The sequence below is a fragment of the Paraliobacillus sediminis genome (assembly GCF_003426055.1).
In genome coordinates this window covers 1,072,459-1,097,695 of sequence record NZ_QJSI01000002.1, presented here as the reverse complement: position 1 = coordinate 1,097,695, position 25,237 = coordinate 1,072,459, and the positions used below count along the sequence as shown (strand labels likewise).

The window sequence follows — 25,237 nt, the reverse complement described above, 5'->3', positions numbered from 1 at the left end:
GAATGGTGTTTAGTATGTATGATAATGAAACATCTGTGTCAAGTCTTGTTAGTGGTCCAGGCGTGATTGGGTCTCTGTCTTTTACTGGCAGATGGTTAGTAGGTTCTACACCAGCAAAACGGGTGCCGAGTCATGGCACAGATATGTTTGGGGTAGGTTATGCTATTGACTTTATTGCAGTGGATGAGCAAAATCGATCAAGTTCTTCGACAAGTTGGCGTACACTTTTAGGTACCGAGTCTCCTGAAATATTCTATGCATTTGGTCTGCCAGTTGTCTCACCTGTTTCTGGAAAAGTAGTCAGCATTCATAATGGCAAACCCGATCATGAAGCACGGCGTTCCATTCTTACATTAATACCTTATATGTTGGGACAAGGTAATAGAATTCGTAGGGGACCGGAAACGATTGTTGGAAATTACGCAATAATTGCACCAGACGATTCTGATGTATTTATTGCCATTGTTCACTTACAGTTAGATTCACTTGTAGTGGAAGAGGGGCAGTATGTATCAGAAGGGCAACATATCGCTAATTGTGGGAATTCAGGAAACTCAACGCAACCTCATATCCATATTCAAGCAATGAATAGTACAGACTTTTCTATTACAAAAGGCGTCCAGTTATACTTCCGTGAATTTTCCCAGTGGAAAAAAGGAGAAAGTGAGCTTAAGACTCGTGAGAATGCTTTTCCAGACGCTGACACTATTGTCAGTCCTAAGTAAATCATCAGAATAATGATCGTTAGTAGCAACTACTGGAAAAGAAGATATAGTTATCTCAAAACATTTATGATCAACATCGTGACCTTATAGGTAAATACGGTTGACTAATACGTGCTATTCCACAAGAAAAAGCAGGTTCCTCATATATTTTGAACGAACAGCGATGTTGTAAAAAGGCATTGCTTTTTCTGTTTTTATGTAAAAAATTGATAATAATAACACTTAAATTAATGAGTAGGTTAACACACGAACTAAATGTCGATTTAAAGATCCAAAATATACATTGGAAATAACTAAAATTAGTGAATTCATAGTACATTCCCTTTATAAATGCATAAGCTGATTTTATAGAATTTATAAAGGGGTTGAGAAAAATTTACTATGTTCCTTACACGTATCCATGGCAATATCACTATCCTTATTATGCAAACGCACCAATGAATGATCATGGAAGACAGTATATTTACGGAGCTTTACCTAATGAGGTGGAGCATGCAAATGGTTTTAAGGATTTTCGATCTTCCAATGGTAAGGCTCCTATTTCTTTAGGAGACTATGGACCAAATCCATTTGTGATAGATATTAACGAAGCAACGAAGCAAAACGAAACGTTTCGTACTGCTTTGTGGACGGGTGAACATCTGCAAGTTACTTTAATGCGAATAAATGTTGGAGAAGATATTGGTTTGGAGATGCATCCTAATGTTGATCAATTCTTACGTATAGAACAAGGTCAAGGAATTGTTAAAATGGGTAAAAATAAAAATGATTTAAACTTTGAAAGAAAAGTCAAAGATGATTTTGCAATCGTGATACCAGCTGGATATTGGCATAATCTAACCAATACAGGCAATACTCCTTTAAAACTTTACTCAATTTACGCGCCACCTAATCATCCATTCGGTACTGTACATGTCACCAAAGCAGATGTAGTGGCCACGGAGGAAGGTCATGGTAACGATAATACAAATGTATTCGGTAAGACCCCGGATGAATGGGTAAAGTACACAGGATTTCTAGTTGGAGAAGGGCTAGAGGACGTTAAAAGAGGTATTAATGCTACACATATACTTCAGGAATTTATCCTAATGGGAGTGCTCGTCGGCAAAGGCTATTCTCCTGAAAAGGCATATGAAACTGTTGAAGAATGGGAACGCACAGGTGAATCTCAACTTCTTCAGCAAAGTAAAAATATGTAGAATTAGAATGTGAATAAGGCGTTGAAAAATATTTAAAATTTAACTAAGGGATTGTCAACGTGACAATCCTTTTTAGTGCTTTCATCTAGGGTGCCAATCAGTTTAGATGTCGCTAAACCTCAAAATTTTTTTGCCGATCATTCTTATTAAGAACATAGTAATGTGGCATAACCTAGTAGGATTTAATTGAACAAGAAGTTGTCGATTTGGCTACTCCTAATTTGTTAAATAATGGTTATATATGTTATGATATATTGGTAAGAAGGTGAGATATGGAGGGGATAGAATTGGAAGCAATATACCTTGTTTCTTTGATCGGATATGTCATAATAACTGCTATTATAGTTTATCGTTTATTTAAAACAAATAAGGATAATGCTGTTCTAATTTTAATTAGCATCATTCTTCTCATTATGACCAAGGGTTTTTATTTAATTACAACTATTGGATATGTCATTGTGATAATATTAATTATCGTAAATTACAAAAAAAGAGACAAATAAAGCGTTAGTAAAACAATATGAATAGTTAAAAAGCCAAAATATGATGGATATTTTGGCTTTTGTTATTTCTATAAAACCATGACTATGATTGATAAATATCTTCTTTTTTGTCCTCCTTTTGGCATGTATTTATCGTTAGGATTATCATTTGCGGTTCAAGTTGTTGAAATGTTAGTTATCAAGAAAAAGAAACATTTTATACTATTACTATTTGGAACAATCTTACTTCTGGCTTTATCTGGATTTATGTTGTGGTTTGAAACCGTGTAATTTTAAATAAGTGAGTTGCTGGCCAGATTGATTGAATAGCAAGTTCTCTATATTTTGAAATTAGGTTGGATATTTATGTTAAAATAAGAATAGAAAAAATTAAGATTTTTTAAATAAACGAGTACTTTAAAGAAATAGTATACGAGCATTTTTCATCAACTAAACCAGCTAATAGTTTGTCAACAACGGCTCAGGTGGAATATTCGGGAGGAGCATTACCTCGATATTATCTAAGAATTCATTAAAAGACTACTAAATGTATTGTTCCATCATTCAGTTAATTGCATATAGACTATTTAGGAATCTGGTACTTTAACAATCAATTAGAGATATGGGGAAAAATATGCTAAAGGGGGCACATAATGAAGGATATTTTTAATCAATCGCACGCAGAGGAAATCTTAAACCGAATTGACACTCTAAGCTCAAATTCAAAATCGCAATGGGGTAAGATGGATGTTGCTCAAATGTTGGCACATTGTTCATCCTTTCAAGACATTGCAATGGGAAATACTTTACCTTCTAGAGGTTGGTTAGGGGTATTAATTGGGAAGTTTGTGAAACCAGTTTTTTATAATGACAAGCCATTCGCCAAAAATATGTCAACAATTCCTACCATTTTGATTGTAGATAAAAAAGAGTTTGAAACAGAAAAGTTAAAACTAAAACAAAAAATTGTATCATTTCAAAATAGTGGTCCTCAGAAGTGTACAAATCATCCACATCCTTTTTTCGGTAAACTTAATTCCGAGCAATGGGGAAAAGGAATTTATAAGCACCTTGACCATCATTTAAAACAGTTTGGTGTATAGTAAACCAAACTGATAACTTTTACTAACCGGTGCGTTATTTCAACATAAACATGTTTCATGTTAGATGTCGATCACACTAACCTCTATGTAGTTTACAAGTAAGTTTGAAGGTATAAAAACCAATTAAACACCCGATGAAATTTAGAATTATCTTGTCTATATCGAATACCCCTAATTTAGTCAGGTACTGGGTTAATTCGATTGCAAAACTTAGAATGATTGAAGTAGAAATTATTTGAGTAAATCGTTTGAAATTGTTAAAAGTAAGGGGAAGTAAAAATCCAAGTGGTATAAACATCAGAACGTTTCCTATTGTGTTATAAAACCAAGTATCGAAATTATAATGATGAAAATTTAATATGTAAGTAAATATGGTTTTGAATGGAGTAATGTTATGAGATACATCAATATAATCAGTCTGAACTCTTGGAGAATACCAGCTTATTCCTAAAAAACTTATGATAAACAAAATAAAAATATACAAAGCAAAAGCTATATTAAATGCGCTTTGAAACGTATCATTTTCAACATATATAACCTTCATATTTGGTTCCCTCTTTTCCTTTTTATAGTTCTATGAAGTTTATGAAGGAATTAGTGCTTGTATGAAAAGGATGCAAATTCTGAGAGAATGACGAAATAAATAGTCGATACTATTCAACTATAGGGGTAATTTACTTAATTAAGAAATTAGTGATAATTGGAAAAACAATTGGAGGGATGAGTTGTGAAGTCGATCAAGGTTTATCATTATGATGCGTTTAGTAAAGAAGCTAATCAGGGAAATCCTGCGGGAGTAGTGTTGAATGGTGATGAATTGACTGATGCCCAAATGCAGGAAATTGCTTTCAAAGTAGGGTTTAATGAGACTGCTTTTCCAGTTAAATCGGAGGTAGCGGATCTTAGAATACGATTTTTTACACCAGGGCATGAAATGAATTTATGTGGTCATGCAACAATGGCAACTGTTTATGCTTTAAAAAGTAAAGGAATATTAGGAGATAAAACAGAGTTAACAATTGAATCAAACGCGGGCATTCTCCCGATTAAAATTAACATTTCTGTTGATAGTGAGATATTTATAACAATGAAACAGGCTTCTCCTCAATTCAAGGTGTTTTCGGGTTCAAAAGAAGATTTAGCCAACTCAATCGGACTAAAAGAAGCAGACCTTGATGCTGATTTACCGATACTCTATGGAAGTACAGGTGTTTGGACACTGTTAATACCGATAAAACAACTTGATAGTTTTAAAAAAATAGTGCCAAATAATAAGCAGTTTCCAAAAATATTAAAGGAAATGCCTAAATCATCTGTTCATCCTTTTTGTTTGGAAACCTATGATTCTAGTGCTGATATGCATGCTCGACACTTCTCCTCACCATATTCAGGTACGATTGAAGACGCAGTTACTGGTACTGCTTCTGGGGTAATGGGTGCATTTTATGCCACATACATAAATAACAATTTTAAAGAACCATTAAATCTAATCGTTGAGCAAGGTCATGAAATTGAAAAAGATGGTCGGGTAATGGTACAAGTTTCTAAGAATGAAGATAAACATGACGTAGAGATTACTGGAAATGCAGTTTATGTTAAAGCGTTCGATGTTTTATTAGAAGACTAATAGTTTGTGAGAAAGTGTAATTAAACAATAGGAGCCATACATTAACTAACGGACCAGTTTTTTTAATAGTGAAACTATAATTTTTCTAATGCGTATATAAGACACAGGTATTACTATAACTAATACTTTAATGCAATAAGATTGTACTATAGAAGGAGATAACGATATGGAATTTGATTCAATTTGGCTAGCTCTAGGAATTGCTGCTGCAGGCTATTTTATTGGTAACGGACTCAAAAATTTTAATAATCCAACTGCTAATAGTTTTAGTGAGATCTTTGATGAGGAAGAACACGAACTGATTATGGAAGTTGATGTGCATGACTTTATGGGTATATCACAAGAAGATGCAAAACATCTAATTAAGGAACACCCAGACATTCCACATATTATTATAAATTATAAGGTGTACTACCCAAGAGCCAAATTACGTGAATGGTTAGAAAATCAGGGAGAGAAAAGCAATGATAGTTAGAGAAATAACAATATCAGATTCGGAAAAACTAGCAAAGCTTACAAATGAAGTTGAGAAAAGTTCGAAGTATATGCTTTGGGAAGCTGGAGAAAGAAATATTCAAACGGATAACCAAAAAGAAATGATTAAGAGTATGAAAGCTGCTGGGAATTCTACTATACTCGTGGCCGAAAAGGATAATGGATTAGTTGGATTCCTTTTTGCAATAGGCGGAAATGCACGGAGAAATAGGCATTCAACATACATTGTCATTGGTATTTTAAAAGGATATAGAGGACAAGGAATTGGAATAGAGTTGTTTAATAAGTTGGTGCATTGGGCTGAGAATAATAACGTTAGTAGATTAGAGTTAACTGTCGTCACAAAGAATGAAGCAGGTTTATCCTTATATAAAAAAGTTGGATTTGAAATAGAAGGGACTAAAAGAAATGCACTATTTATTGATGGTGCATTTGTTGATGAATACTATATGTCGAAAATCTTGTGATTTTTGTACAACTAAATAGATCGAGGAAGTTTAAAAAGAGATATAAAATCACATGAAATCCAAAGAAGGTGTAAAACATATTTGACACTTTCTTTGGATTATTTTATTATAGAAGTGTAAAAGTCTTTTTACACCTAAGGTAAATGGCGGTGGTATATGAAATGGAAAACAGAATGAAAGAATACCGAGAAAAGAACAGTTATTCACAAGGTAAATTAGCAGAGTTATGTAATGTAAGTAGGCAGACGATCAACGCAATCGAAAACAATAAATACGATCCAAGTTTACAATTGGCATTTGATATAGCGATGTATTTAGAAATCACTATGGAGGATTTATTTATACCATTGGGGAATGGAGGGAAAAAGAGTGGTTAAATCAAAAAAAATCATTGTTGTCATAACTTTTATTTTATTTTGTACACTTGCAGGATTCACCATATACAAATGGGTGCGATTTGGAACTATAGATGGAGGTTCAATATTTTTTAGTTTTATTTCTTTAGCATACTTTATTAATTCTATTACTTGGGGCGACCCCGAAGGTCCTGAAGATAAGGACGAATTAGACAAGTATATTGAAACCCAAAGTGCAAAGATTGGTTACTTTGTATTAATGATATTATCTGGTTCAATTCTGTTTATCTCAGAAGGAGTATCTGAATTGAATGATATTGAGAATTATCCTTTGCTTATTGTGGTCTGTCTTACATTTGTGACGCTTCCAATTACAGAGTTTATTTATGCAAGAAAGTATAAATAGTTTAGAATGAGGTCGTCGATTAAGGCGATCTCTTTTGGGATTTTATGTTAAAATAAACATGTGAATAGTTATATTTAAATTAGCGAAAGCAGCCTTCTCCAATTAAAGTAACAGTTACTGAGACGCAATTTGACTGCTGTTTTTCTGATAATCAAACGGATCAAGATTCTGAAATTAGGGGTAAAAGATGAAAAAGAATATTTCGTTAATCTTAATTTTACATAGTATTTTTTGGCTAGGTATGATAATTACGGTATTTATAATGTATAAGGGTATAGATACTTTGCTATCTATTACATTTATTATTGGATATGTCATTTATCTTCTTCTGCTTGCAATGTTCTTTATATATATAGTGACTGCGAATACAAGGAGGTTAAATTGGATTCAAATAAGAAAGAGACTTTTTACGTTTATGGCTTGGTTTATTTCTTTCAGTACAGTACATTATCTTATCGATTATTTTTTTAGACAATCGGGAATAAATTTGTATGATTTCGCTATTCCCTTTGGTTTATCACTTGGACTGGCTTTCTCTGATTTAATGACTTTCAACAAAAAGTCTAAGACATAATGTTTTGAGGAAATAAAATCCTTTTCTGATCTAAGGATTAATGCGGATAGTAACAGTAAAGCAAACAACTTTTATAAACCTAAGGTGTTTCATGCATTCTTATTTGTATTTCAATATGTGCTTAAATTGCTTGAGACACCTATCTCTATCTAAAGCAGATGCAGTTAATTCATATTAATGAGCTATATGAGGGGGATTTATGTTTGAAATAATTGCTTTCGAAATGCACTATGTTGGAGGAAGAGTAGAGTCGGAATTGAGCTTAATCGCATATTCAGATGAATTTTATGATACTTACCAGAAAATATATAACGCGTGTTTTTACGATATGAGAAAAGCATTAGATATAAAACCGTATAATTTCTATTCTTCAAAAGAACAGATTACTGATAAGAAAGATAATATATATCTATTGATACAAAATGAAAAACTAATCGGTTCAGTTGCTTGTTATAGCAATGAAATTGATGACCTCATTGTAAATAAAGCGTTTCAAGGTCAGGGGTATGGAACAGAACTAGTTTTTTGGGCAATAAATCATCTTCAGAATACTGCTAATGAATTACCAATAAAATTGCATGTATCTAAATGGAATGAAAATGCTTTAAGTTTGTACGAGAAAAACAACTTTAAATGCACAAAGGTTGAAAAAATAAGATAAGTACTACGAGGATAAGACAAGATATTTCTCAACATTCCAATATTGTTATTTAGTATATTCTTTACCCAATAATCTAGATGAGTATATGAAATAAGCTAGTGGGTGTTTTTCATTAATAAGCGAATGCAAACAAAACTAACTATCGAAGCAGGTTAGTACAGTACACAAGCAAACAAGAAAATTAAGAGGTGTTTGTAGATGACAAAAATTAATACTAACTCAATGATATTGGATAAATATAATGTTACTAAATCAGATCTTTTAGGTTCCGGGATGGAAGCCGATGTTTATGCTTATGACACTAATGAAATATTAAAATTGTATAATGATATGTCCGATATAAGTAAGCAAAATAGCCTGAAGACTTTCTACTCTAATCTTAATTCAAGTTCTTTGAGCTATGAGCTTCCTTATATTTACGATACATTTGTGGAAAGCAATACTTTAGTTACTATTGAAAAACGAATTCAGGGTAGTAATTTACAAAGTGTATTCTCGGACATGAATTATACCGAACAAAATAAGATGATGGAAACATATCTTAATGCAACTATCGAATTAAAATCTGTAAAAATAAAATATAATCTTGAAGGTTTTACTCTATTCAATGATAATCAGGTTCCTTTAGTGAAAATAAATAGTTGGTTTGATTTATTGAAAGAATTAATTTTAAAAAAACAAAAGGTATTAGAGCCTTATTTCAAAGAAGATGTCGTGAATTACGATGCAAAAGTTGACCAATTAGTAGAAAAATTGTCATCGGGTTATGAAGGTGAATACGCTCTAATTCATGGCGATTTTTATCCGGGGAATTTAATGGTTAATAAGAGTGGTTTGGTTACAGGTTTAATTGACTTTGGATTGATGACAATGTACGGTGACAACTTATTTGATATTGCAATAGGATGGGTATGTTTTGATATGTATAATGAGTTAAATGCAAATATATATGAGAGATACTTAAACATAATTATTTCTACATTAGGCGAAGATGTTAGAAAAAGATTATATTTCTATGTTTTGATATATAGCTATATTTCCGCTAATTTTTATTCGCGCAATTGCAAAGATGGGCATTATCAATGGTGTGTTAAAAACTTAAATAACAAACTTTATTGGGAGGCTCTTTAAGAATTAAAATTACAAAAGTGTGCAAGTAATTAAGATCTTATTATAGAACGAGTATGATTATTCAATAAGAGAAGTCGCCTCTTCTGCTTAATAAGCATAACTAGAAATACAATTAATTTATAGTTAAGGAGAGAAACCATGCACATATCAAGCGGGGAATTGGCAAAGCGATTCAAGGTTTCAATTAGGACAATTAGATATTACGATCAGATCGGCCTTGTTCATCCATCAAAACTAGGCGAGGGAGGTAAACGGTTCTATTCTGCAGAAGATTGTTTAATTTTCGAAAAAGTTATTCTACTTAAATCACTTGCTCTTCCACTCGAAGAAATAAAAAGGATTGTAAAAGACGAATCAACAGAGACCATTCTATTAGCTCAAAAGTTACATCTAGAAGAGCAGTTAGTTAACACTCAAAAATCAATTGCACAAACAACTTCTTTGCTTCACATTCTTAAATTAGAAGGTACAATTAACTGGGAAGACCTAATCTCACTAATTGTCCCACCAGCACAGAATAAAACTTGGAGCTCCTTTTTCTCTATGGAAGAGCAAGAAACGTTACATGAGCGCTTACCGAAAATGAACCAGGATAATTTATCAACAAAAAAATGGATTAACCTAATTAAACGAATAGAACGATGCATACAGGAAGATATTGCTCCTGGGTCTGAACATGCTAAACTCATTATGGAAGACATGGAGATACTTTCAGAGGAAACGTTTCAAGGAGATCAAAAGCTGGTAAATAAATTCTGGGAAGTACGTCGTTCTCAAGAATCATCCAGTGATTTGAATCTATATCCTATAAGGCAGGAAATTATCGATTTTATCGAGAAGGCTGATACCATCATCCAAGAGCAGTAAGGATGATGGCAATTCCATTAAAAATACCATGTATAATGATTCCAGGGATGACAGAACCTGATTTTTCATATGTCCATGCAAAAATTAAGCCTGTTACAAAATTGACTGGCAATGTGTTGAAAGTTGGAATATGAACAATCGTAAAAATAATGGAACTGCCTAATATACCTAGAGTAATTCCGTATTTGCTACGTAAAAAACGGTAAAGAAATCCCCTATAAAATATTTCTTCGTATAATGGAGAAATAATCGCTGCTGATACAAATCCAATTAAGAAGTTAAATAGAGTCAGTCTAGACTGTAGACTCTCAGTCTTGCTATTCTCCGTTCCTACACCTATAAGCAACTCCATTACAATGACCAAAGCGACGCTTATTACAATTAATACTGCCGTCCAACCAATAATTGCTCCCCAGTATTTTTTTGAGAATTTTTTAAGACCGACATCTTTCCAACTAAGGCATTTTGGCTTAATTGCAATGATATATAGCCCAAACATAAAAATTAAAGACATACTCAGTCCAACTAATGTTCCCGAGTAAAGATCATTTTGTAAAACATCTGACAAATATCCTTTTAACAGATGTTCTAAAAAAATGGGAACTATCACTAACACTAATATAAGTAGTTTAAATAGTTCTTTCCAGGTCCACGGTGATTTTAGAAAGAACAATTCGCGATTATTCATGTAAACTACCTCCTTACTTTACAGGATAATAGATGACGTTACGTCACCTGCAAGTGTTTTTTAATAAATACTTATAGAAACTAAATCCTATATTTCAAGGAACTAGACAAGCAAGGTATAAGACAGGTTTTAGTGACGACAGATAGAGGTTACTATGATTTTATATAAAAAGGAGGAGTGAATTTATGAAAAGAACCATAATTGGCGGATTTGTAATGTTAGGTGGTTTATTAACCATAGTAACAATTATTTTATCTGGAACTATATATGCAACCCATATTACAGAATGGTCTGGTAAGTCAAAGTTATGGCATGTAATCTTTGGTGCGAAACAATATGGAGATGAAGTTGTACAGTCATTATTCTTAGGATTTCCATTCATATTAGGAGTTATTTTCACATTTTCAGGTCTAATTATCTTAGGTGTAGAATATTATAAAACTTTTGAAAAACAAGATTAAGTAAATTTATCAAATAATAATGGGAGTGATTTTTAAATAAAAGGAGACAGACAAATGGTACTTGAAACTGATAGATTAAAAATCATATCTTGTACAGTAGAAACAGTTCAAATTACTTTAAACCAAAACTATAATAATGGACCTGAAATCTCCAACTATTTGCAGCAGTTAAATATTTACCCTTCTTTACTAAACTGGGGGAGTTGGATGGTTGTTCGTAAATCTGATGATCTAGTAATAGGTAATCTAGGTTTTAATGGGAAACCGGATGAAAATGGAGTAGTAGAAATTGGTTATGGTTTCCTTAAAGATTATTGCAATAATGGTTATGCTACGGAAGCTGCTGAAGTTTAATACAATGGGCTTTTAGTACATCTAAAGTGGAAAAAGTAATAGCTGATACTCTGCCAGACAATTATGGTTCTATTCGAGTTTCAGAAAAACTGGGTTTGAAAAAAGTCGGATATACAGGAAAAGTAATTGATTGGGAGTTATCTAATCAAAGTTGTTGATTAATACTTTAGTAGTGTGTATTTTTGCAGTGGTGATGAGTTTGTCTCGTTCAGAAGGTTTGCACATATAAAACTCCTTTTAATGATGAGAGTTTTTTCTTATAGCAAAATCGTGAATTGGTTCATCGAAAATAATAGATGCAAGATTTTAACAAGGGATTGTCAATTACGACAATTCTATTTTTTATAGTTAAATATTATAATGGAATTTTATGTTAAAATAAAAATATGAATAGATGTATTTAAATTAATGAAGCAATTTAGTAGCAGTAGAATTAATGTTAAAGGAGGGAATAAGAATGAATATAAGACTTACTGAAGCAAAGCATTTTGAGCAATTTATAAAATGAGATGGGATTTTACAATTGAATTTGATGAAAGTGAAAAGTTACTCAGACTCCATTTAATCATTTTGAAAAAGAATGCCAGTCCTTTTAGAGAATGCACGTAATAGTGGTCAATGGTTTATCTGGGTTGCCGAGGAAAATGGAGAAATTGTATCACATATATTCATAGAATTAATACATAAAGTACCACGCCCAGGCAGAGTAATATATCCATTTGTCTATATGACTAACGTATTTACTAGTAAAGAATATAGAAACAAGGGTATTGGGAGCAAGCTTCGTAGATATGATACAGAGATTAATATAAGGGTTGCTTTAATGGAATAATAATACACTAAAAAAGGGGATTACACGATGGAATTTGATTTAATTTGGCTAGCTCTAGGAATTGCTGCTGCAGGTTTTTTTATAGGTTACGGACTGATAAATTTTAATAATCCGAATGCTAAAAGTTTTAGTGAGATCTTTGAAGAGGAAGAACACGAACTGATAACGGAAAATGATGTGCATGACTTTATGGGCATATCAAAAGAAGATGCAAAATATCTAATTAAGGAACACCCAGACGTTCCACATATTGTTATAAATAATAAGGTATATTACCCAAGAGCTAAATTACGTGAATGGTTAGAAAATCCTGGAGAGTAAACATATTTTCAGGCATTATTGCTAGCTATACTATTATCTGGTGCGATTGTTCCACAAGAAAGTAAGCGCTACTTTTTGCTGAAGAAGCAGAAGAGTTGAAGTGATTAGAAAATAGAAAGACCAAAGGGGTATGAAAAGTGAACAATGTACATGTTTCAAATAATATTGATATCAAGAGTAATAGAAAATCTATTGTTTCATTGGTTCTTGGTATTATTGAAATAGTTTATGGCTTCTTGGGGTTGAAAGAAGTAAATCGTTTAAAACAAAATGGAAAAAGGCTATAACAGCTATTATCTGTTGTCTTCTTGGGATTTTCTTGACTTTTATATTTTCCATAATACATTGGTATGCACTATTCCATTATGGGTTTAGGAGGAAGTTCAATTGAAATTTTTATTTTTAGTTGAACCTAAACACATTGATAGTGTGAAATTCAAACGTATTGGCTGGGGAAAGAAATGTGTAATTGTAAAAAATAATACAGGCTTAAATTTTAGAATTTCTAATTTTGACCCAGAAATTATTTATAATGATTTGCTTGCTTTCGCTAACGCGTATAGTATTCCAATAACAAAAACAAAGGATTATTTAATTTTGGAAAGATTAAAATAGTAGATGCGAGTGTTCAATTAAAAAAAGCAAGTGTTGTTGACATTGGATTTGGATATGAAAAAATAATTTGCAATAGACTTTGGTGAAATACTACATAGAGAAATTTGAACAGAAGATGTAGATGCTATTTGACTCTTGCGTTACTACTGAAAAATCAGTCCCGAGAAATTGGTTTCCGAAATGATTAGAGGGATTAATAATACTTTGTTTAGCTTCTGTAGGAGGGAAACAAGGCCAATTTTAGCTGCGCTTGGTGCGGTTGTAACAGTTACGGATATATCTAAAAAGCAATTGGCACAAGATAAAAGAGATTTAATCGTGAAAGTGATGTAACACAGAATAACGTTAGAAAGTTTGAAAAGAGATACAGGAAAGCAGAAGATCATTAATATGAGAATAGTTTCACCAATAGAAAAAGCCGATTTAGTAATTCAGAGTTCAACTAACATAAAAAGTTTGTAAAGTTTTACAATTAAACTAACAAGTGCATTTTGGAAGAAGTTAGAACACATTATCTCTGGTAGAGGAGGATATTCCTTTGGTTAAAGTTTTGGAAAACACATATGAATTATCAATAGCGGTACTACTATTATGTTCACTTTTTCATGTAAGACATTTGAAAAAGACGAAGCGCAAAAGAAAATTAACCACTTTTGAATTTGCAATGTATCTACTAACACAAATTGCTATAGTATTATGGATCGGTAGTTTTGTCCTTCTTAGATATGGAAGATAAAGAGTATTGTTAATTGTGCTATCGGTTTTGCTCCTTTAACAAGGCGAATGTATGCTTGTTCCATTAACGTAGCAGGTGTGTGAAAAAGGTTATTAAACTTATAATTAAGAGGTGAGAGATACTATGATAAAAAGTAAAGTGGCATTGATTAGTTCAGTTATTATTTTAGGTTTATGTATGGTTTTATTTTTAACATTTCCTAATAATGTAATGTTTGATGCACGTACTACCTTTATGTTGTTTCCAATCAGCGATAATGATGGGTATAATTTGCTCGGTATAATTGGTGCAATTTTATTTATAGTTGCCATGATATTACTTGCCATAGGCTTGGAGAAGTATCGCGTCAGAACAATAATTGTAGTTGTAATACTATATTCAATTTTACCAACGGTCCTAATTACGATCTACCAAGAGACATTTGCAAGTGGTATTGAAGCAATTTCATACGATGGTGAGGGGAATTGCGATTTTAATTATGTGAGCAAAGACTTATTGGATGCGGAATGCAATCTTGTATTACAGAATAAAAGTAATGAAGCTGTGACATTTGAATTAGAATTTTTAGATACCTTTTATAGGGAAGATGAAGGACGAATGGCGTCTCTAATGAATATAGCTGGACCATATAGTATTACAATAGAAGCTAATCAAGAAAAAAATATTAATTTAAAGAAATCACTCGATGTATCAGATGTTCCAAAACATTTTGAAGGAGCAACATCTTATGGTATTCATATTAAGTTAATAGAGGAAGAAACTGAACGTATTTTATAGTTAGGGAGAATAAGGTTTATTTAATGAAATTAGTCCGTCGTATATTTGTAAATTGAACGTCTCGGCATTGTACCTTGTTTTAAAAAATGTGCAACTATACAACTAACGGGTTTAAGAGTTTGACAAGAGGTCGTCAATTACGACGATCATATTTATGTATTTTTATAATTTTGGGGTTTTATGTTAAATAAACATATGAACAGTTTTACTTAAATTAACGTCGCAGGGTAGTGGAAGAAGAAAGGGGAGATTTTTCTTGGGAAAAGTTAAAACCCATCCAATAATAATAATTTCTTTAATAGTGAGTTCTATTTCAATGGCACTATATGCATACCGAAACTATACTAATCAGGAGATAGGCAATGTGGTAGTATTTGCATTGTTATTTATATTTTTCATCGGACTGGTCATTCATAGTATTATAAGGAATAAAAAAATAAATAATGAAAATGCCAAATGATTTCAATAACCTTTAGAAACCTTCTCCCAGAGCTTTCTGGATTAAGATGGACTAGTAAGTTATATTCTTTAGAATTTGAGATTAGATGGGAATTAGAACATATTTAAAAGATATATTCAATTAGAGGGTTCAAGAGTAGAACAAGTAGTTTTAGAGCGATAGTTCCTAAGCTTTTTAATGTAACGGTAAGGTTGATTAAATTACTTGATTTGGGCAGTCTGTTATCTGTATTTAAGAGCCATTGAATCTAGTGGTATAAAAAAGGGGTAAAAGTAGTGAATGATTTTTTTAAAGCATTAACATATGTAAATGAAAATTTTTATGAACCAAATAACTTCTTTATAGAAGCTATCGAAGAAGAAACTCAAAATTCAGATTATGGGGCTGGTATATATCAACTAAATTCGAAATCGGTTAGATTTAGAGTCGCAAAGAAAACACCTACTAAGATAGGTCAGTTTGTTGCCTTTTGGGAAAAGGATAGGAATTATAAAAACCAAGCCTTTTCATATGAAAAAGCTACTGATTTATTGGTTATCAATACCTTTACTGGTGAAGGTAATTTTGGACAATTTATTTTCCCAAAAGAAGTTCTTGTAAAAAGAAATATCCTTAAAACAGCCACTACAAAAGGAAAAATGGCAATTAGAGTTTACCCTAGATGGGAAAAACCAACTAGCAAGCAGGCTATCGAAACACAAAAATGGCAATTAGAATACTTTGTTGAGGTGGATAATTCAAATATTTTACCATTGCAAGAGCTATTAAAGCTATATTCTAACTAAAATCAGATAGTCCTAAGCTGCTAATAGTTTAGTGAAATCGAAATTAAAGTAACGGGTGTTAGAGTTTAACAAGAGGTCGTCAATTACGACGATCGTTTTTTTGTATTTAAATATTTACTTGGAATTTTATGTTAAAATAACTATGTGGATTGCTCTACTTAAATTAATGAAGCGGTTTAGCGTGAAAAAGGATAGTAGGTAAATTACAATCAAAGAAATAAAATTGAAAGGCATTAACACAGAAAGCAGATTTAAAAAGTAGAATATTTATCAATCAAACTAATGATAAATATTGGAGTAATTAAAAAGTTACAGTTCAACTAACAAGGGCGTTAGTTTTATTAAATTAAGCAAGGTTTGTATTGGTAAATTTTATCAGAATTAGTATTGAGGGGAAAAGAGGATGGATAAATGATATTTTTAGAGAAAATTATTGTTTCAGTACTTTCTGCACTAATTCTTTGTCCATCCAACCAAATAACAAGCGAACGATCCAAAGATCGTTCGCTCTTCTCGCATCACGCTATTTTAATTGGTGTATCTTTTACTATTTTGTAAACTAATATAGTGGATAACGACGCTATAACGATGGATCCTACAATCGCAATTGCAACAGGAGGTACTGGAATACTTAAGCTAAATAATCCCATAACCGGTTTAGGGGTGTTGAACGCCCATAATAAATCATTTAAAGATACTATTACAAGAGCAACCACGATGGAAACAAAACCGCCTATACCTCCATAACGATAAAATCCTAACCCAACTAACCATCCAGCTATAAAATAGATCATGATTACGAGGGTATAAGAAACTATAGTCACTAGCCAACTGTTTACCTCAAAGGATGATAATACCACATCTTTGAAAACATTTATTTTAAATAAGCTTATTAACCAAGTTAGAATCGTTGTAATACCTATGATAGTAATTGCTAATCCGATGGATGACAGGATTGCTCCTTGAAAGTACGATTTTCTAGTAATACCATGTTTCACATACATTGGTAGGAATGCTAAGCTTGAAAGAATCCCGCAAATGAGTATAAAGATCGTTGCTGATTGAAAAGTAAAGGTGAGTAGCGACATCGATCTTATTTCTGGTTCATCCAGGAACCAAACAGTTACAAAGTAAAAAACGTAAACAATTGGCAAGCACCACGCTACCCATTTCATTTGTATTCCGTATAGGTCAAACGCTATTTTCTTTCCCATTTTGTTCATTTTAATTTCCCTCCTTTGTTAACTGAATAAACAAATCATGAAGTGAGACATTCCCTATTTCTAAACCTTTTCGTTTTACAGCAGCTTCTTTTTCTTTTGTTAAATCTCCGTAAACCATCACTGATTTTGTTCCCCCGAGCTGTTGTTCACTTAATACATTAAGGCCAACGACTACTTCTTCTACATCTTTAATCGCACCTGTCAAAGAGAATCCCTTTTGTAAGAGAGTACCCATATCCTCTTGAATCACTAATTCTCCTTTGTCAATAATAAGAACTTCGTCAAACAAGTATTCCATTTCTGATACTAAGTGGGTAGATAAAATGAAAAGTCTAGGGTGACGCGCTTGCTCTTCTAATATTTCCTTATAAAAAATTTCTCGAGTTGGAGCATCCATTCCTAGGTACGCCTCATCGAAAATGGTGACTGGCGTTCTATTTGCTAATCCGATTGTTACATTAAAAGCAGACTGCATTCCCGTTGATAACTTCCTTAGTGATTTATTTGTTGGCAGACGGAATAATTCTACCAATTGTTCAGCATATTTTCGATCAAAGGTAGGACGATAGCGCTCTGCAAGTTCAAAAAATTGAATAATAGTGTCATATTCGTCTTTATAGTCTGTTTGGTGAACGAACGTAACTTGAGCCATTGCTTTCTCATTTTCAAAAGTACTTTCTCCATCTATTTTTATTTCCCCACTCGTCGCCTTTCTATATGAAGCTAATAATGAGAGTAGACTTGTTTTCCCAGCGCCATTTCTACCGATTAATCCGTAGATTTTCCCGTTTTCCAACGTAAAGTTAATATCACGCAATGCTTCAAATTCTTTATAAGAAACACTTATATTCTTTGCCTCCACTTTTCTAGTCATCTTCCACACTCCCTTTCAATTTCTCCATAATTTTTACGATTTCATTGTCAGGTAACTGCAATTTTCTCGCTTCTTTTAACATCGGTAGAACAAATTCCTCAGCAAAACCATCTCTTCGTTGTAGCACCAATTTATCTTTCGCCCCTTCCGCCACAAACATTCCAACACCCCTCTTTTTATAAATGATCTCTTCTTCCACTAGGAGATTAATTCCTTTGGAGACAGTAATGTGATTCACCTTATAAAACTGAACGAGCTGGTTTGTCGATGGGATTTGGTCATGCGCTTTTAGTTGATCATTAATGATCTGGTCTTCAATCACTTCTTTTATTTGAATGAATATAGGTTTTTTATCATCTAAGGATTTACTCAATGTTTGGGTCACCTCCGCTCTTGGTTATATGGTTATATAGTTATGTATATAAGTATATGCGAAGTATTTATAATTTGTCAACGGTGGAAGGGGAGTTAATACAAGAATTAGTCTGTTTCATGTACATAGAAATAGCAGTTCAAAAATGAAGGGAGGTAGAAGAAAGACACTTACAATCAATTAGGAAGGGAATAAACCAGACCTTGTTAATGTTTTTACTATATGTGGTTCTCATCAGCTATACTAGGCGTTGCAGTGTTTTCAAAAGAAAATACTGACTGCAAGAATCTATGAATCTGAATTACTGGTGATTTTACTTTACATTTTAATAGCAATTCAAGAAAATATAGTAGGGGAGATTACAGACAATGAAATGTACCACCCTCGCCATACTATGAACCACTGAATGACAAAGAATGTACCGGTAAATGCCATGCGCTTACCAATGCATACCGTTGTGTAATTTCAATGAGTAAAATACAGAATAAGATGAATTTTTGTAATGGGTAGTTGACTTATACTACGCAATAATCAAACAAAATATGGCTTCTTATAGGTGATAAAGGATGATAATTCACTATAGGATATTTATTTAAGATTTATATAAGTTTGTGAAAAAGGACACTAAAGCAAGAGGTCGCTGGTTTTAAAATTATATAATTTATTTATTAGAAACTACCGATAATCTGATGACATGTAAACTTGTAATTTTACATACTTTAAAAATAAATGGTTTATTTAATCTTTTGTTGAGAAGCAATTAGCGATGACATTAAAACATCTGGAGAAGATAAACAGGAAAATAATCCTCTATGATTTACTTATTCTTAAAAAAAATCCAAGGGATCTATGATCTAATCGTTTCTCTTGACTTAAAGTGTACTTTAACTTGTATAGTTTGATACAAGGAGTTCCAACTAGGTAAATTCCTTAATCTGCAAAGATACCAGAAAGGATGAGCTACAAGTTGAAAACGAAAAAATTAGGTCAAAGCGATTTAGAAGTGTCAGCTATTGGATTAGGTTTGATGGGGATGTCACCACTGTACGGTCAAGTTAATGATGAGGAGTCTATTCGCACAATCCAACGCGCATTAGAATTAGGGGTTACATTGCTTGATACTGCCGATGTATATGGCAATGGACATAACGAGCAATTGCTTGGCAAAGCGTTGAAGGGCCGACGGGAACAAGCTGTTATTGCAAGCAAATTTGGGTTTAGCCCTAACTTTGAAGGCATCTTTGGCCATCCTGATCACGTTAAGGAGTCTATTGATAAAAGTCTTAAGCGGTTAGATGTTGACTATATCGATTTGTATTACCAGCACCGTGTCGATCCCAATATTCCTATCGAAGAAACAGTAGGAGCGATGGCGGATTTAGTACAGGCAGGAAAAGTTCGGGCTATCGGTTTGTCAGAAGCAACTCCTGAGCAAATCCGTCGAGCACATGCGACACATCCAATCACGGCTTTGCAAACCGAATATTCTCTATGGAGCCGTGAAGTGGAATCTGAAATCCTACCGACAGTCAACGAACTTGGTATTAGCTTTGTGGCGTATAGCCCTTTAAGCAGAGGGTTTTTATCAGGAGAGCTGAGCAAATTTGAAGATTTCGAAGAAACTGATGTGCGTAGAGGTCTTCCTCGTTTCCAACCAGAAAACTTCTCTAAAAATGTGGAATTAGTTGATAAGATTAAGGAAATGGCTTTGGAGCAAAATTGCACGCCTTCACAATTGGCAATTGCTTGGACTATGGCAAACGGAGCTTTGCCGATTCCAGGAACGAAACGCATCAAATATCTAGAAGAAAATGTAGGATCTTTGAATGTCGAACTGACTTCTGAAGATTTACAGCGCATCAATGCGATCATGCCAAATGATGCCGCGCTTGGAAGCCGTTATTAATAATTAATTGGATTAAGAAAAAACTCATTTTTCATTTGGTTGAGTTTTTTTCTTTGTCTTATTGCTGATAACAAGATTATTGAAGCTATGGAGTTGCTTTAGGATGAATATTTAAAACAGTAAGCATTTTTATACAATTATAGGAGATGATGCTTAACAAGACTTGTAATTTATTACAAAATGTGTTGTTGCGTAGTACAATCATACTTGTAATCAAGGATTTTAAGAGAAGGGCTGTTAGGTATCTTAAGGAATGTAATTAAGTTACAGAAGCGAAATAAGCACTCCCCAATAAAAGGGAGTGCTTTATCTTCTATTTTCGATTTGCTTAACCTTAATTATTGTCCACCTAAATATCCAACCGATAAAAATGTAAATAGGGAAGGAATATATGTATTTCCAGTTATAGACTTCATAAATTCCTAACCACTCCGTCAATGGTTCAAAAACAAAAGAAAAAATTAACGAAGCCATTGTCATAGCTGTTAAAAATGATTTCCAAGAATTAAAGAATTGGTAAATTACCATATAAATAATAGGTAGATGCACATGATGAATTTCAATTATTGGAGGTATCACTGGTATTATTTTGTCGGGATAAGACCATAAAACTAATGTAATACCGATTATATCTAAAATAAAAATTGTAGTTCCTATTATAAGACCAAACGCAGCAATTTCAATAATTCTTTTTTTATCGAGAACGATGAGCCATATTATAAAAAACATAATTGTAATGGCTAAAAGGAACCACCAATTAAAAGAAAATAAAGTATTAGTAAGCCAATAGTCTATAAGCATATCTTTAATTTGTCTGCGCTGTTCGATTATTTCATCCCAATTAGGACTTATCGAAAATAATAAATTGAAGGTTGTCACCAAAGCCATTATGTTAAATCTCCTTAAGAAATATTACTATATAAGTTATAATGGACTATTAACTGCTTATGCATACTTAAACGGGTACTTTTCTTTAAAAAGAACTACCAACAAAAGTTGTTGAGCAGTACAACGCTACTCGTGACTAAATGCTATTTATTCAAGACAGTCACTTTTTAGTGTGATCGTTTTGTCGCATTTGACGAATACTGCGCAGCAAAGATCTTTATTTTTAGAGTACATTGTGAGGAATGTACTTAAAAACTAAAGAAGTAAGTATATGAGATATTATAGATGGTGTTTTTTGTGAATAAGAAAGGACATTTGGTAGTCATTTCTATTATTGTTCTTTGAAAAATCATTAACCATTATATTTTAATTTAACTTTGTCTATGACAGCCTTAGAAATAACAGCCATTATAACTAGACTTATAAAAGACCAATTGGCATTCCAGCTTTTTTCGAGGTAGATGTTTACGGCTTTCATCATGGGAAGAGCGATGTAAGATATAAAAGCGGAAAATACGCCTAAAGCAATCAAAAATGATTTCCAGTTCTCATATCTGTCGTATGTTAATGTAAGTCCAATTGGAATGATAAAAAGATTAGCAGGTAACATTGTTGGGATAATCGGTTCAAGTTGTATTCGATAGTCATACCAATCCATTGTTGTTGCAAGATCATCTAAGTTTCTATTTAATATGTATATGATACCGAGATACGCAATGGAGGAGAGAAGTCTTTCTTTCTTGATAAATAAAAAGAATAGTACCAACATTATGATGCATGCAACAAGAAGCATCCACCATTGCCAAGTGAATAATGTGTAATTGGTCCATAACTCCATTCTTAAGTCAGTCACTTGATTTGTAAGTTTATCTATTTTCTCCCCTAATGCATCCATGTTTTATTCCTCCATATTTTAAGTTTTCTATTTTAAGTTTTCCCTTATATTAGATTCCTATTCATATTACTAGGGACCGCTATGGACATGATTTAGTAAATTTGAGTACTAAAAAGGTGTGCGTTTTTAAGGTTGTGAATTAATTTATTTAGAATTAAGGTGCTTATATTGATGAGAACAATTAATAAACCAAGTTAATACTACACAGTACAACGCTACTCGTGACTAAATGCTATTTATTCAAGACGATCACTTTTTAGGGTGATCGTTTTGTCGTATTTGACTCATACTGCGCAATAAGAAACGTCTTTCTGGTAGGCGTTTTAACAAAATAATTATAGGGGGAAGACTTATTGAATAACTTACAAGCCTTTAACTGGATCTTTATTAGTCCTTTTTAGAGTTTGTTAAACTGTGTACTTAAAGAAATAAGTATGAATGTGGAATAAGGAATATGGAGTAAATGGTCTAAGTATACCCTTTCTACGTTAGATATCCTCAACTTTATTATGGTGTAATGGTGGTGGAATTATCTAGGCTTTTCTTTATTAAGTCGAAGAACTTCTTTAGCCCCAAGTGTTGCTTTTTGAACATGGAATTGTCCAAACATCATAGAAATGTCTAGTCGAATAGATTGACCAATGATCTGACTACAAGACACTAATCCATCATATGCTGCAGCTGTATTAGAACAAATTTGTGTTGCAAATGGGGAGTTGATAGCTTGTTTATAATATTTCACCCATTTTGTTATTCAACCAATCCGAAATCACGTATCGCCATATTTACATCGATATTTACTTTTACATTTGGATACGCTTCGTCCCAGTTTAAACTTTCCTATGCATTGTAATCCATGCTATTTCGAATGGCTTTGCCTATACCGAGACTGTCGACTTTATTTTCTTGTAAGGTTTTTATGATTTCGATGCTTTTTGTTTCAATAAATTCTTGAGTCATTTTTTCTAATTTTGCTTGGTCTCCCTCATTACCTAAAACTAAATCACCATGATGTTCAACGATACTCCCAATTAGGTTCGCTTTAATATTAACTTCAAAAGGCTCTGAATTTTTTACTACCTCTATTTCCCTCATACTTCGAAAGGAACTAAATATAGCCAATTCCTCCTGTTCACTATTTTCATTGGGAAGCGACAGGATTAATTACCCTGTACGAAAGTTGCTGTATAAAACCGAAAATGTTAATGTATCTTCCGGGTTTATCTTAGTAATATACCGATCCTCTTTAAACAAGGCTACTCCATCAATGACGCTCTCTTTTTCTCCTGTTTTAATCAGTGGCAGGATGGGATCAATACCATCATCTAGACGGTCTCTCGTAAACGCTGTCAGTCTTGGAAGCGTAAATAAAGTCACACCCGACTGGATCATATAGACTAATATAATGATATGAAAGTACAATCGGAGAAATGATTTGTAAAACTTATTCTACCTTTCCTAGAATAGTCTCTAAGTGTTTCGATAATTTCCCGCTGCGCTCAAAATGTTCTCTAATCTCAGTTGTATTGTTTTGATGATATCTCATTTAATAATTCTGTTTGTTCTTCCTTCATAAACAACTCACTCCTGACAGAACTCTTTGTTTATAGTCTTATCTAAGTTCATTTAAAACTCCCTTGTGAAACTCTAACTTTAATAAATATTAGTGATTTGGGAACACTTATATTAACTTTAAAAAAATAAGGAGGATATCCCTTTGGAAAAAACCAAAATTACTTCATCAGAAATGGCAATGCTTTGGTTACAATATATGCAAAATAGTATGGCTATTCAAATCTTAAAGTATTTTCGAGAAACAGTAGAAGACAACGATATTCTTCCTGTAGTTGAGCAAGCATTTGATATTTCTGAAAGAGCTGTTAAGGATATTGGGCAAATATTTCAACTTGAGAAAATTCCTTTTCCAGATGGTTTTTCTGAGGAGGATGTAGACTTAAAATCTCCGAGATTATTTACAGATGGCTTTATGTTATCTTTTATTGAGAATTTGGGTACAGCAGGAATGTTAGCTTGGAGTATCTCGCAAGGAACCTCCACTCGTAATGACATTCGGTCACTCTTTACAACGTTTCTCGCTGATAGCTCTGAGCTATATAATTTAACAGTTGAGACTGCTTTATCGAAAGGGACGTATATTAGATCTCCATATATAACAAAATTAGATGAAATTGAATATATTGAAGGAAACAGATATCTATCAAGTGGACTTAACCCTTTTAACAAAAGGACATTAAATCACATCGAAGTCCTACATCTTTCTCAAAATATCAAAACGAATTCTGTTGGTGAAATGATATGTACGGGATTCGCCCAAACAACTAATTCTGAAGAAGTTATGACTTTTATGCGACGAGGCAAAGAAATTTCTCGAAAACACAAACAAATATTTTCGAAAATCCTAACGCAATCGGATATTAGTACACCAATGTCGTGGGATAACTGTGTAACTGATTCTACGAACCGAGTTTTTTCAGATAAGTTGATGATGTTTTTAATGAGTGTATTAAGTGCAAGTGGTCAAGGAAACTATGCTACTGCCTCGACGGCTAGTATGAGATATGATTTAGTATTTAATTATCAAAGGTTATCAATAGAAATTGCATTATTCGCTAAGGAAGGACTAGAAATTATGATAAGTAATAATTGGATGGAAGAGCCACCTCAAACACCTAATAGAGATGATTTATTTAAGCATTAAAGTTTTATAATTAAATATTCTTTGTTCCAAACAACTACTACATTAATTTAATTACTTTTACATAAAATTCCACCAATTCTTCAAATACAAATATAGGGATCGTCCCTTATTGACGATCACTTGTTTAACTATTGCTAACCGTTTATTTAAGTGTGAGATTTGACAATCTTAATAATGTCAGAAGAGTTGGTTTGAAATGGTTGAAAAAAATAGTAAACAGAGCATAAAATTAATTTG

The 25,237-nt window shown here is 32.7% G+C and carries 31 protein-coding genes and 2 pseudogenes; 23 read left to right on the top strand and 10 right to left on the bottom strand.

Going from position 1 to position 25,237, the window contains the following annotated elements:
- The first annotated feature begins 14 nt into the window (after nucleotides 1-14).
- The 3 genes from D2K60_RS11565 (at nucleotide 15) to D2K60_RS11550 (ending at nucleotide 3,509) form a co-directional block, all read left to right on the top strand.
- Nucleotides 15-725, top strand: a complete 711-nt coding sequence (locus D2K60_RS11565) for a M23 family metallopeptidase (protein WP_117170137.1) — start codon at nucleotides 15-17, stop codon at nucleotides 723-725.
- Nucleotides 726-1,090: 365 nt separating this feature from the next.
- Nucleotides 1,091-1,924 carry a cupin domain-containing protein gene (locus D2K60_RS11560; RefSeq protein WP_338048370.1) on the top strand — a complete coding sequence of 278 codons (834 nt, stop codon included), beginning with the start codon at nucleotides 1,091-1,093 and terminating at the stop codon, nucleotides 1,922-1,924.
- Nucleotides 1,925-3,059: 1,135 nt separating this feature from the next.
- Complete coding sequence (locus D2K60_RS11550; RefSeq protein WP_117170135.1) at nucleotides 3,060-3,509, top strand: DUF1569 domain-containing protein; 450 nt, start codon at nucleotides 3,060-3,062, stop codon at nucleotides 3,507-3,509.
- A 76-nt stretch (nucleotides 3,510-3,585) separates the two neighbouring features.
- On the opposite strand, the gene D2K60_RS21315 is transcribed toward D2K60_RS11550, so the two are convergent.
- A complete protein-coding gene (locus D2K60_RS21315; protein WP_117170134.1) occupies nucleotides 3,586-4,053 on the bottom strand; it encodes a VanZ family protein in 468 nt (155 codons plus the stop codon).
- Nucleotides 4,054-4,236: 183 nt separating this feature from the next.
- Between D2K60_RS21315 and D2K60_RS11540 the strand changes: the two genes are divergently transcribed.
- From D2K60_RS11540 to D2K60_RS11500, 8 genes are all read left to right on the top strand, one after another.
- On the top strand, nucleotides 4,237-5,136 hold the full coding sequence (locus D2K60_RS11540; protein ID WP_117170133.1) for a PhzF family phenazine biosynthesis isomerase: 900 nt from the start codon (nucleotides 4,237-4,239) through the stop codon (nucleotides 5,134-5,136).
- Between the two features lie 166 nt (nucleotides 5,137-5,302).
- Nucleotides 5,303-5,611 (top strand): MerR family transcriptional regulator, encoded by a 309-nt coding sequence (locus tag D2K60_RS11535; RefSeq protein ID WP_117170132.1) that lies wholly within the window; start codon nucleotides 5,303-5,305, stop codon nucleotides 5,609-5,611.
- Complete coding sequence (locus tag D2K60_RS11530; protein ID WP_117170131.1) at nucleotides 5,601-6,098, top strand: GNAT family N-acetyltransferase; 498 nt, start codon at nucleotides 5,601-5,603, stop codon at nucleotides 6,096-6,098. The genes D2K60_RS11535 and D2K60_RS11530 overlap by 11 nt, the downstream gene beginning before the upstream one ends.
- A gap of 161 nt (nucleotides 6,099-6,259) precedes the next feature.
- Nucleotides 6,260-6,475, top strand: a complete 216-nt coding sequence (locus tag D2K60_RS11525; protein WP_117170130.1) for a helix-turn-helix transcriptional regulator — start codon at nucleotides 6,260-6,262, stop codon at nucleotides 6,473-6,475.
- Nucleotides 6,468-6,860, top strand: coding sequence for a DUF2178 domain-containing protein (locus D2K60_RS11520; protein WP_205418602.1), 393 nt, complete (start codon nucleotides 6,468-6,470; stop codon nucleotides 6,858-6,860). Before D2K60_RS11525 ends, D2K60_RS11520 begins: the two co-directional genes overlap by 8 nt.
- Nucleotides 6,861-7,633: 773 nt before the next feature.
- Nucleotides 7,634-8,095 (top strand): GNAT family N-acetyltransferase, encoded by a 462-nt coding sequence (locus D2K60_RS11510; RefSeq protein WP_117170127.1) that lies wholly within the window; start codon nucleotides 7,634-7,636, stop codon nucleotides 8,093-8,095.
- A gap of 198 nt (nucleotides 8,096-8,293) precedes the next feature.
- Nucleotides 8,294-9,226 (top strand): aminoglycoside phosphotransferase family protein, encoded by a 933-nt coding sequence (locus D2K60_RS11505; RefSeq protein ID WP_117170126.1) that lies wholly within the window; start codon nucleotides 8,294-8,296, stop codon nucleotides 9,224-9,226.
- A 138-nt stretch (nucleotides 9,227-9,364) separates the two neighbouring features.
- Nucleotides 9,365-10,093 (top strand): MerR family transcriptional regulator, encoded by a 729-nt coding sequence (locus D2K60_RS11500; RefSeq protein ID WP_117170125.1) that lies wholly within the window; start codon nucleotides 9,365-9,367, stop codon nucleotides 10,091-10,093.
- Here D2K60_RS11500 and D2K60_RS11495 read toward each other — a convergent pair.
- Complete coding sequence (locus D2K60_RS11495; protein ID WP_117170124.1) at nucleotides 10,077-10,781, bottom strand: CPBP family intramembrane glutamic endopeptidase; 705 nt, start codon at nucleotides 10,779-10,781, stop codon at nucleotides 10,077-10,079. The two genes, D2K60_RS11500 and D2K60_RS11495, sit on opposite strands and share 17 nt — an antisense overlap.
- Nucleotides 10,782-10,966: 185 nt before the next feature.
- Here D2K60_RS11495 and D2K60_RS11490 point away from each other — a divergent pair, with 185 nt between their 5' ends.
- From D2K60_RS11490 to D2K60_RS11445, 10 genes and pseudogenes are all read left to right on the top strand, one after another.
- On the top strand, nucleotides 10,967-11,242 hold the full coding sequence (locus D2K60_RS11490; RefSeq protein ID WP_117170123.1) for a hypothetical protein: 276 nt from the start codon (nucleotides 10,967-10,969) through the stop codon (nucleotides 11,240-11,242).
- Nucleotides 11,243-11,296: 54 nt separating this feature from the next.
- A pseudogene (locus D2K60_RS11485) lies at nucleotides 11,297-11,754 on the top strand (GNAT family N-acetyltransferase).
- Between the two features lie 422 nt (nucleotides 11,755-12,176).
- The gene (locus D2K60_RS11480) at nucleotides 12,177-12,428 is read left to right on the top strand and encodes a GNAT family N-acetyltransferase (RefSeq protein WP_240335300.1); all 252 of its coding nucleotides are present in this window, start codon (nucleotides 12,177-12,179) and stop codon (nucleotides 12,426-12,428) included.
- Between the two features lie 27 nt (nucleotides 12,429-12,455).
- On the top strand, nucleotides 12,456-12,749 hold the full coding sequence (locus D2K60_RS11475; RefSeq protein WP_117170122.1) for a helix-turn-helix domain-containing protein: 294 nt from the start codon (nucleotides 12,456-12,458) through the stop codon (nucleotides 12,747-12,749).
- A 137-nt stretch (nucleotides 12,750-12,886) separates the two neighbouring features.
- Nucleotides 12,887-13,036 (top strand): hypothetical protein, encoded by a 150-nt coding sequence (locus D2K60_RS20685; protein ID WP_162880765.1) that lies wholly within the window; start codon nucleotides 12,887-12,889, stop codon nucleotides 13,034-13,036.
- Between the two features lie 100 nt (nucleotides 13,037-13,136).
- Nucleotides 13,137-13,364, top strand: a complete 228-nt coding sequence (locus tag D2K60_RS11470) for a hypothetical protein (protein WP_117170121.1) — start codon at nucleotides 13,137-13,139, stop codon at nucleotides 13,362-13,364.
- 139 nt (nucleotides 13,365-13,503) lie between these two features.
- Nucleotides 13,504-13,673: pseudogene (locus D2K60_RS11465) on the top strand (SAM-dependent methyltransferase); the annotation flags it as partial.
- Nucleotides 13,674-13,881: 208 nt separating this feature from the next.
- A complete protein-coding gene (locus D2K60_RS20925; RefSeq protein ID WP_117170120.1) occupies nucleotides 13,882-14,100 on the top strand; it encodes a hypothetical protein in 219 nt (72 codons plus the stop codon).
- 123 nt (nucleotides 14,101-14,223) lie between these two features.
- Nucleotides 14,224-14,877 (top strand): hypothetical protein, encoded by a 654-nt coding sequence (locus D2K60_RS11455; protein WP_117170119.1) that lies wholly within the window; start codon nucleotides 14,224-14,226, stop codon nucleotides 14,875-14,877.
- 735 nt (nucleotides 14,878-15,612) lie between these two features.
- Nucleotides 15,613-16,122 carry a MepB family protein gene (locus D2K60_RS11445; protein WP_117170117.1) on the top strand — a complete coding sequence of 170 codons (510 nt, stop codon included), beginning with the start codon at nucleotides 15,613-15,615 and terminating at the stop codon, nucleotides 16,120-16,122.
- A gap of 518 nt (nucleotides 16,123-16,640) precedes the next feature.
- Here the strand turns inward: D2K60_RS11445 and D2K60_RS11440 are convergent.
- The 3 genes from D2K60_RS11440 to D2K60_RS11430 are packed head-to-tail and all read right to left on the bottom strand — an operon-like array spanning nucleotide 16,641 to nucleotide 18,592.
- Entirely contained in the window at nucleotides 16,641-17,345 is a 705-nt protein-coding gene (locus D2K60_RS11440) for a hypothetical protein (protein ID WP_117170116.1), read from the bottom strand.
- Nucleotide 17,346: 1 nt separating this feature from the next.
- Nucleotides 17,347-18,219 carry an ATP-binding cassette domain-containing protein gene (locus tag D2K60_RS11435; protein ID WP_117170115.1) on the bottom strand — a complete coding sequence of 291 codons (873 nt, stop codon included), beginning with the start codon at nucleotides 18,217-18,219 and terminating at the stop codon, nucleotides 17,347-17,349.
- Nucleotides 18,212-18,592 carry a GntR family transcriptional regulator gene (locus D2K60_RS11430; protein WP_117170114.1) on the bottom strand — a complete coding sequence of 127 codons (381 nt, stop codon included), beginning with the start codon at nucleotides 18,590-18,592 and terminating at the stop codon, nucleotides 18,212-18,214. Before D2K60_RS11430 ends, D2K60_RS11435 begins: the two co-directional genes overlap by 8 nt.
- 967 nt (nucleotides 18,593-19,559) lie before the next feature.
- On the opposite strand from D2K60_RS11430, the gene D2K60_RS11425 reads away from it, so the two are divergent.
- The gene (locus D2K60_RS11425; RefSeq protein ID WP_117170113.1) at nucleotides 19,560-20,498 is read left to right on the top strand and encodes an aldo/keto reductase; all 939 of its coding nucleotides are present in this window, start codon (nucleotides 19,560-19,562) and stop codon (nucleotides 20,496-20,498) included.
- 306 nt (nucleotides 20,499-20,804) lie between these two features.
- Here D2K60_RS11425 and D2K60_RS11420 read toward each other — a convergent pair whose 3' ends face one another.
- The 5 genes from D2K60_RS11420 to D2K60_RS20680 all read right to left on the bottom strand — a co-directional run bounded on the left by D2K60_RS11420 (nucleotide 20,805) and on the right by D2K60_RS20680 (nucleotide 23,673).
- Entirely contained in the window at nucleotides 20,805-21,386 is a 582-nt protein-coding gene (locus D2K60_RS11420) for a CBO0543 family protein (protein WP_117170112.1), read from the bottom strand.
- Nucleotides 21,387-21,738: 352 nt separating this feature from the next.
- Nucleotides 21,739-22,281 carry a CBO0543 family protein gene (locus tag D2K60_RS11415; RefSeq protein ID WP_117170111.1) on the bottom strand — a complete coding sequence of 181 codons (543 nt, stop codon included), beginning with the start codon at nucleotides 22,279-22,281 and terminating at the stop codon, nucleotides 21,739-21,741.
- A 529-nt stretch (nucleotides 22,282-22,810) separates the two neighbouring features.
- Nucleotides 22,811-23,023, bottom strand: a complete 213-nt coding sequence (locus tag D2K60_RS21310; protein WP_420818819.1) for a YvdQ family spore coat protein — start codon at nucleotides 23,021-23,023, stop codon at nucleotides 22,811-22,813.
- Between the two features lie 98 nt (nucleotides 23,024-23,121).
- Nucleotides 23,122-23,439, bottom strand: a complete 318-nt coding sequence (locus tag D2K60_RS11405; RefSeq protein ID WP_275896255.1) for a Ger(x)C family spore germination C-terminal domain-containing protein — start codon at nucleotides 23,437-23,439, stop codon at nucleotides 23,122-23,124.
- 6 nt (nucleotides 23,440-23,445) lie between these two features.
- Nucleotides 23,446-23,673 carry a Ger(x)C family spore germination protein gene (locus D2K60_RS20680; protein WP_162880763.1) on the bottom strand — a complete coding sequence of 76 codons (228 nt, stop codon included), beginning with the start codon at nucleotides 23,671-23,673 and terminating at the stop codon, nucleotides 23,446-23,448.
- Nucleotides 23,674-23,998: 325 nt separating this feature from the next.
- On the opposite strand from D2K60_RS20680, the gene D2K60_RS11400 reads away from it, so the two are divergent.
- A complete protein-coding gene (locus D2K60_RS11400) occupies nucleotides 23,999-25,000 on the top strand; it encodes a DUF3231 family protein (protein WP_117170109.1) in 1,002 nt (333 codons plus the stop codon).
- Nucleotides 25,001-25,237: the final 237 nt, after the last annotated feature.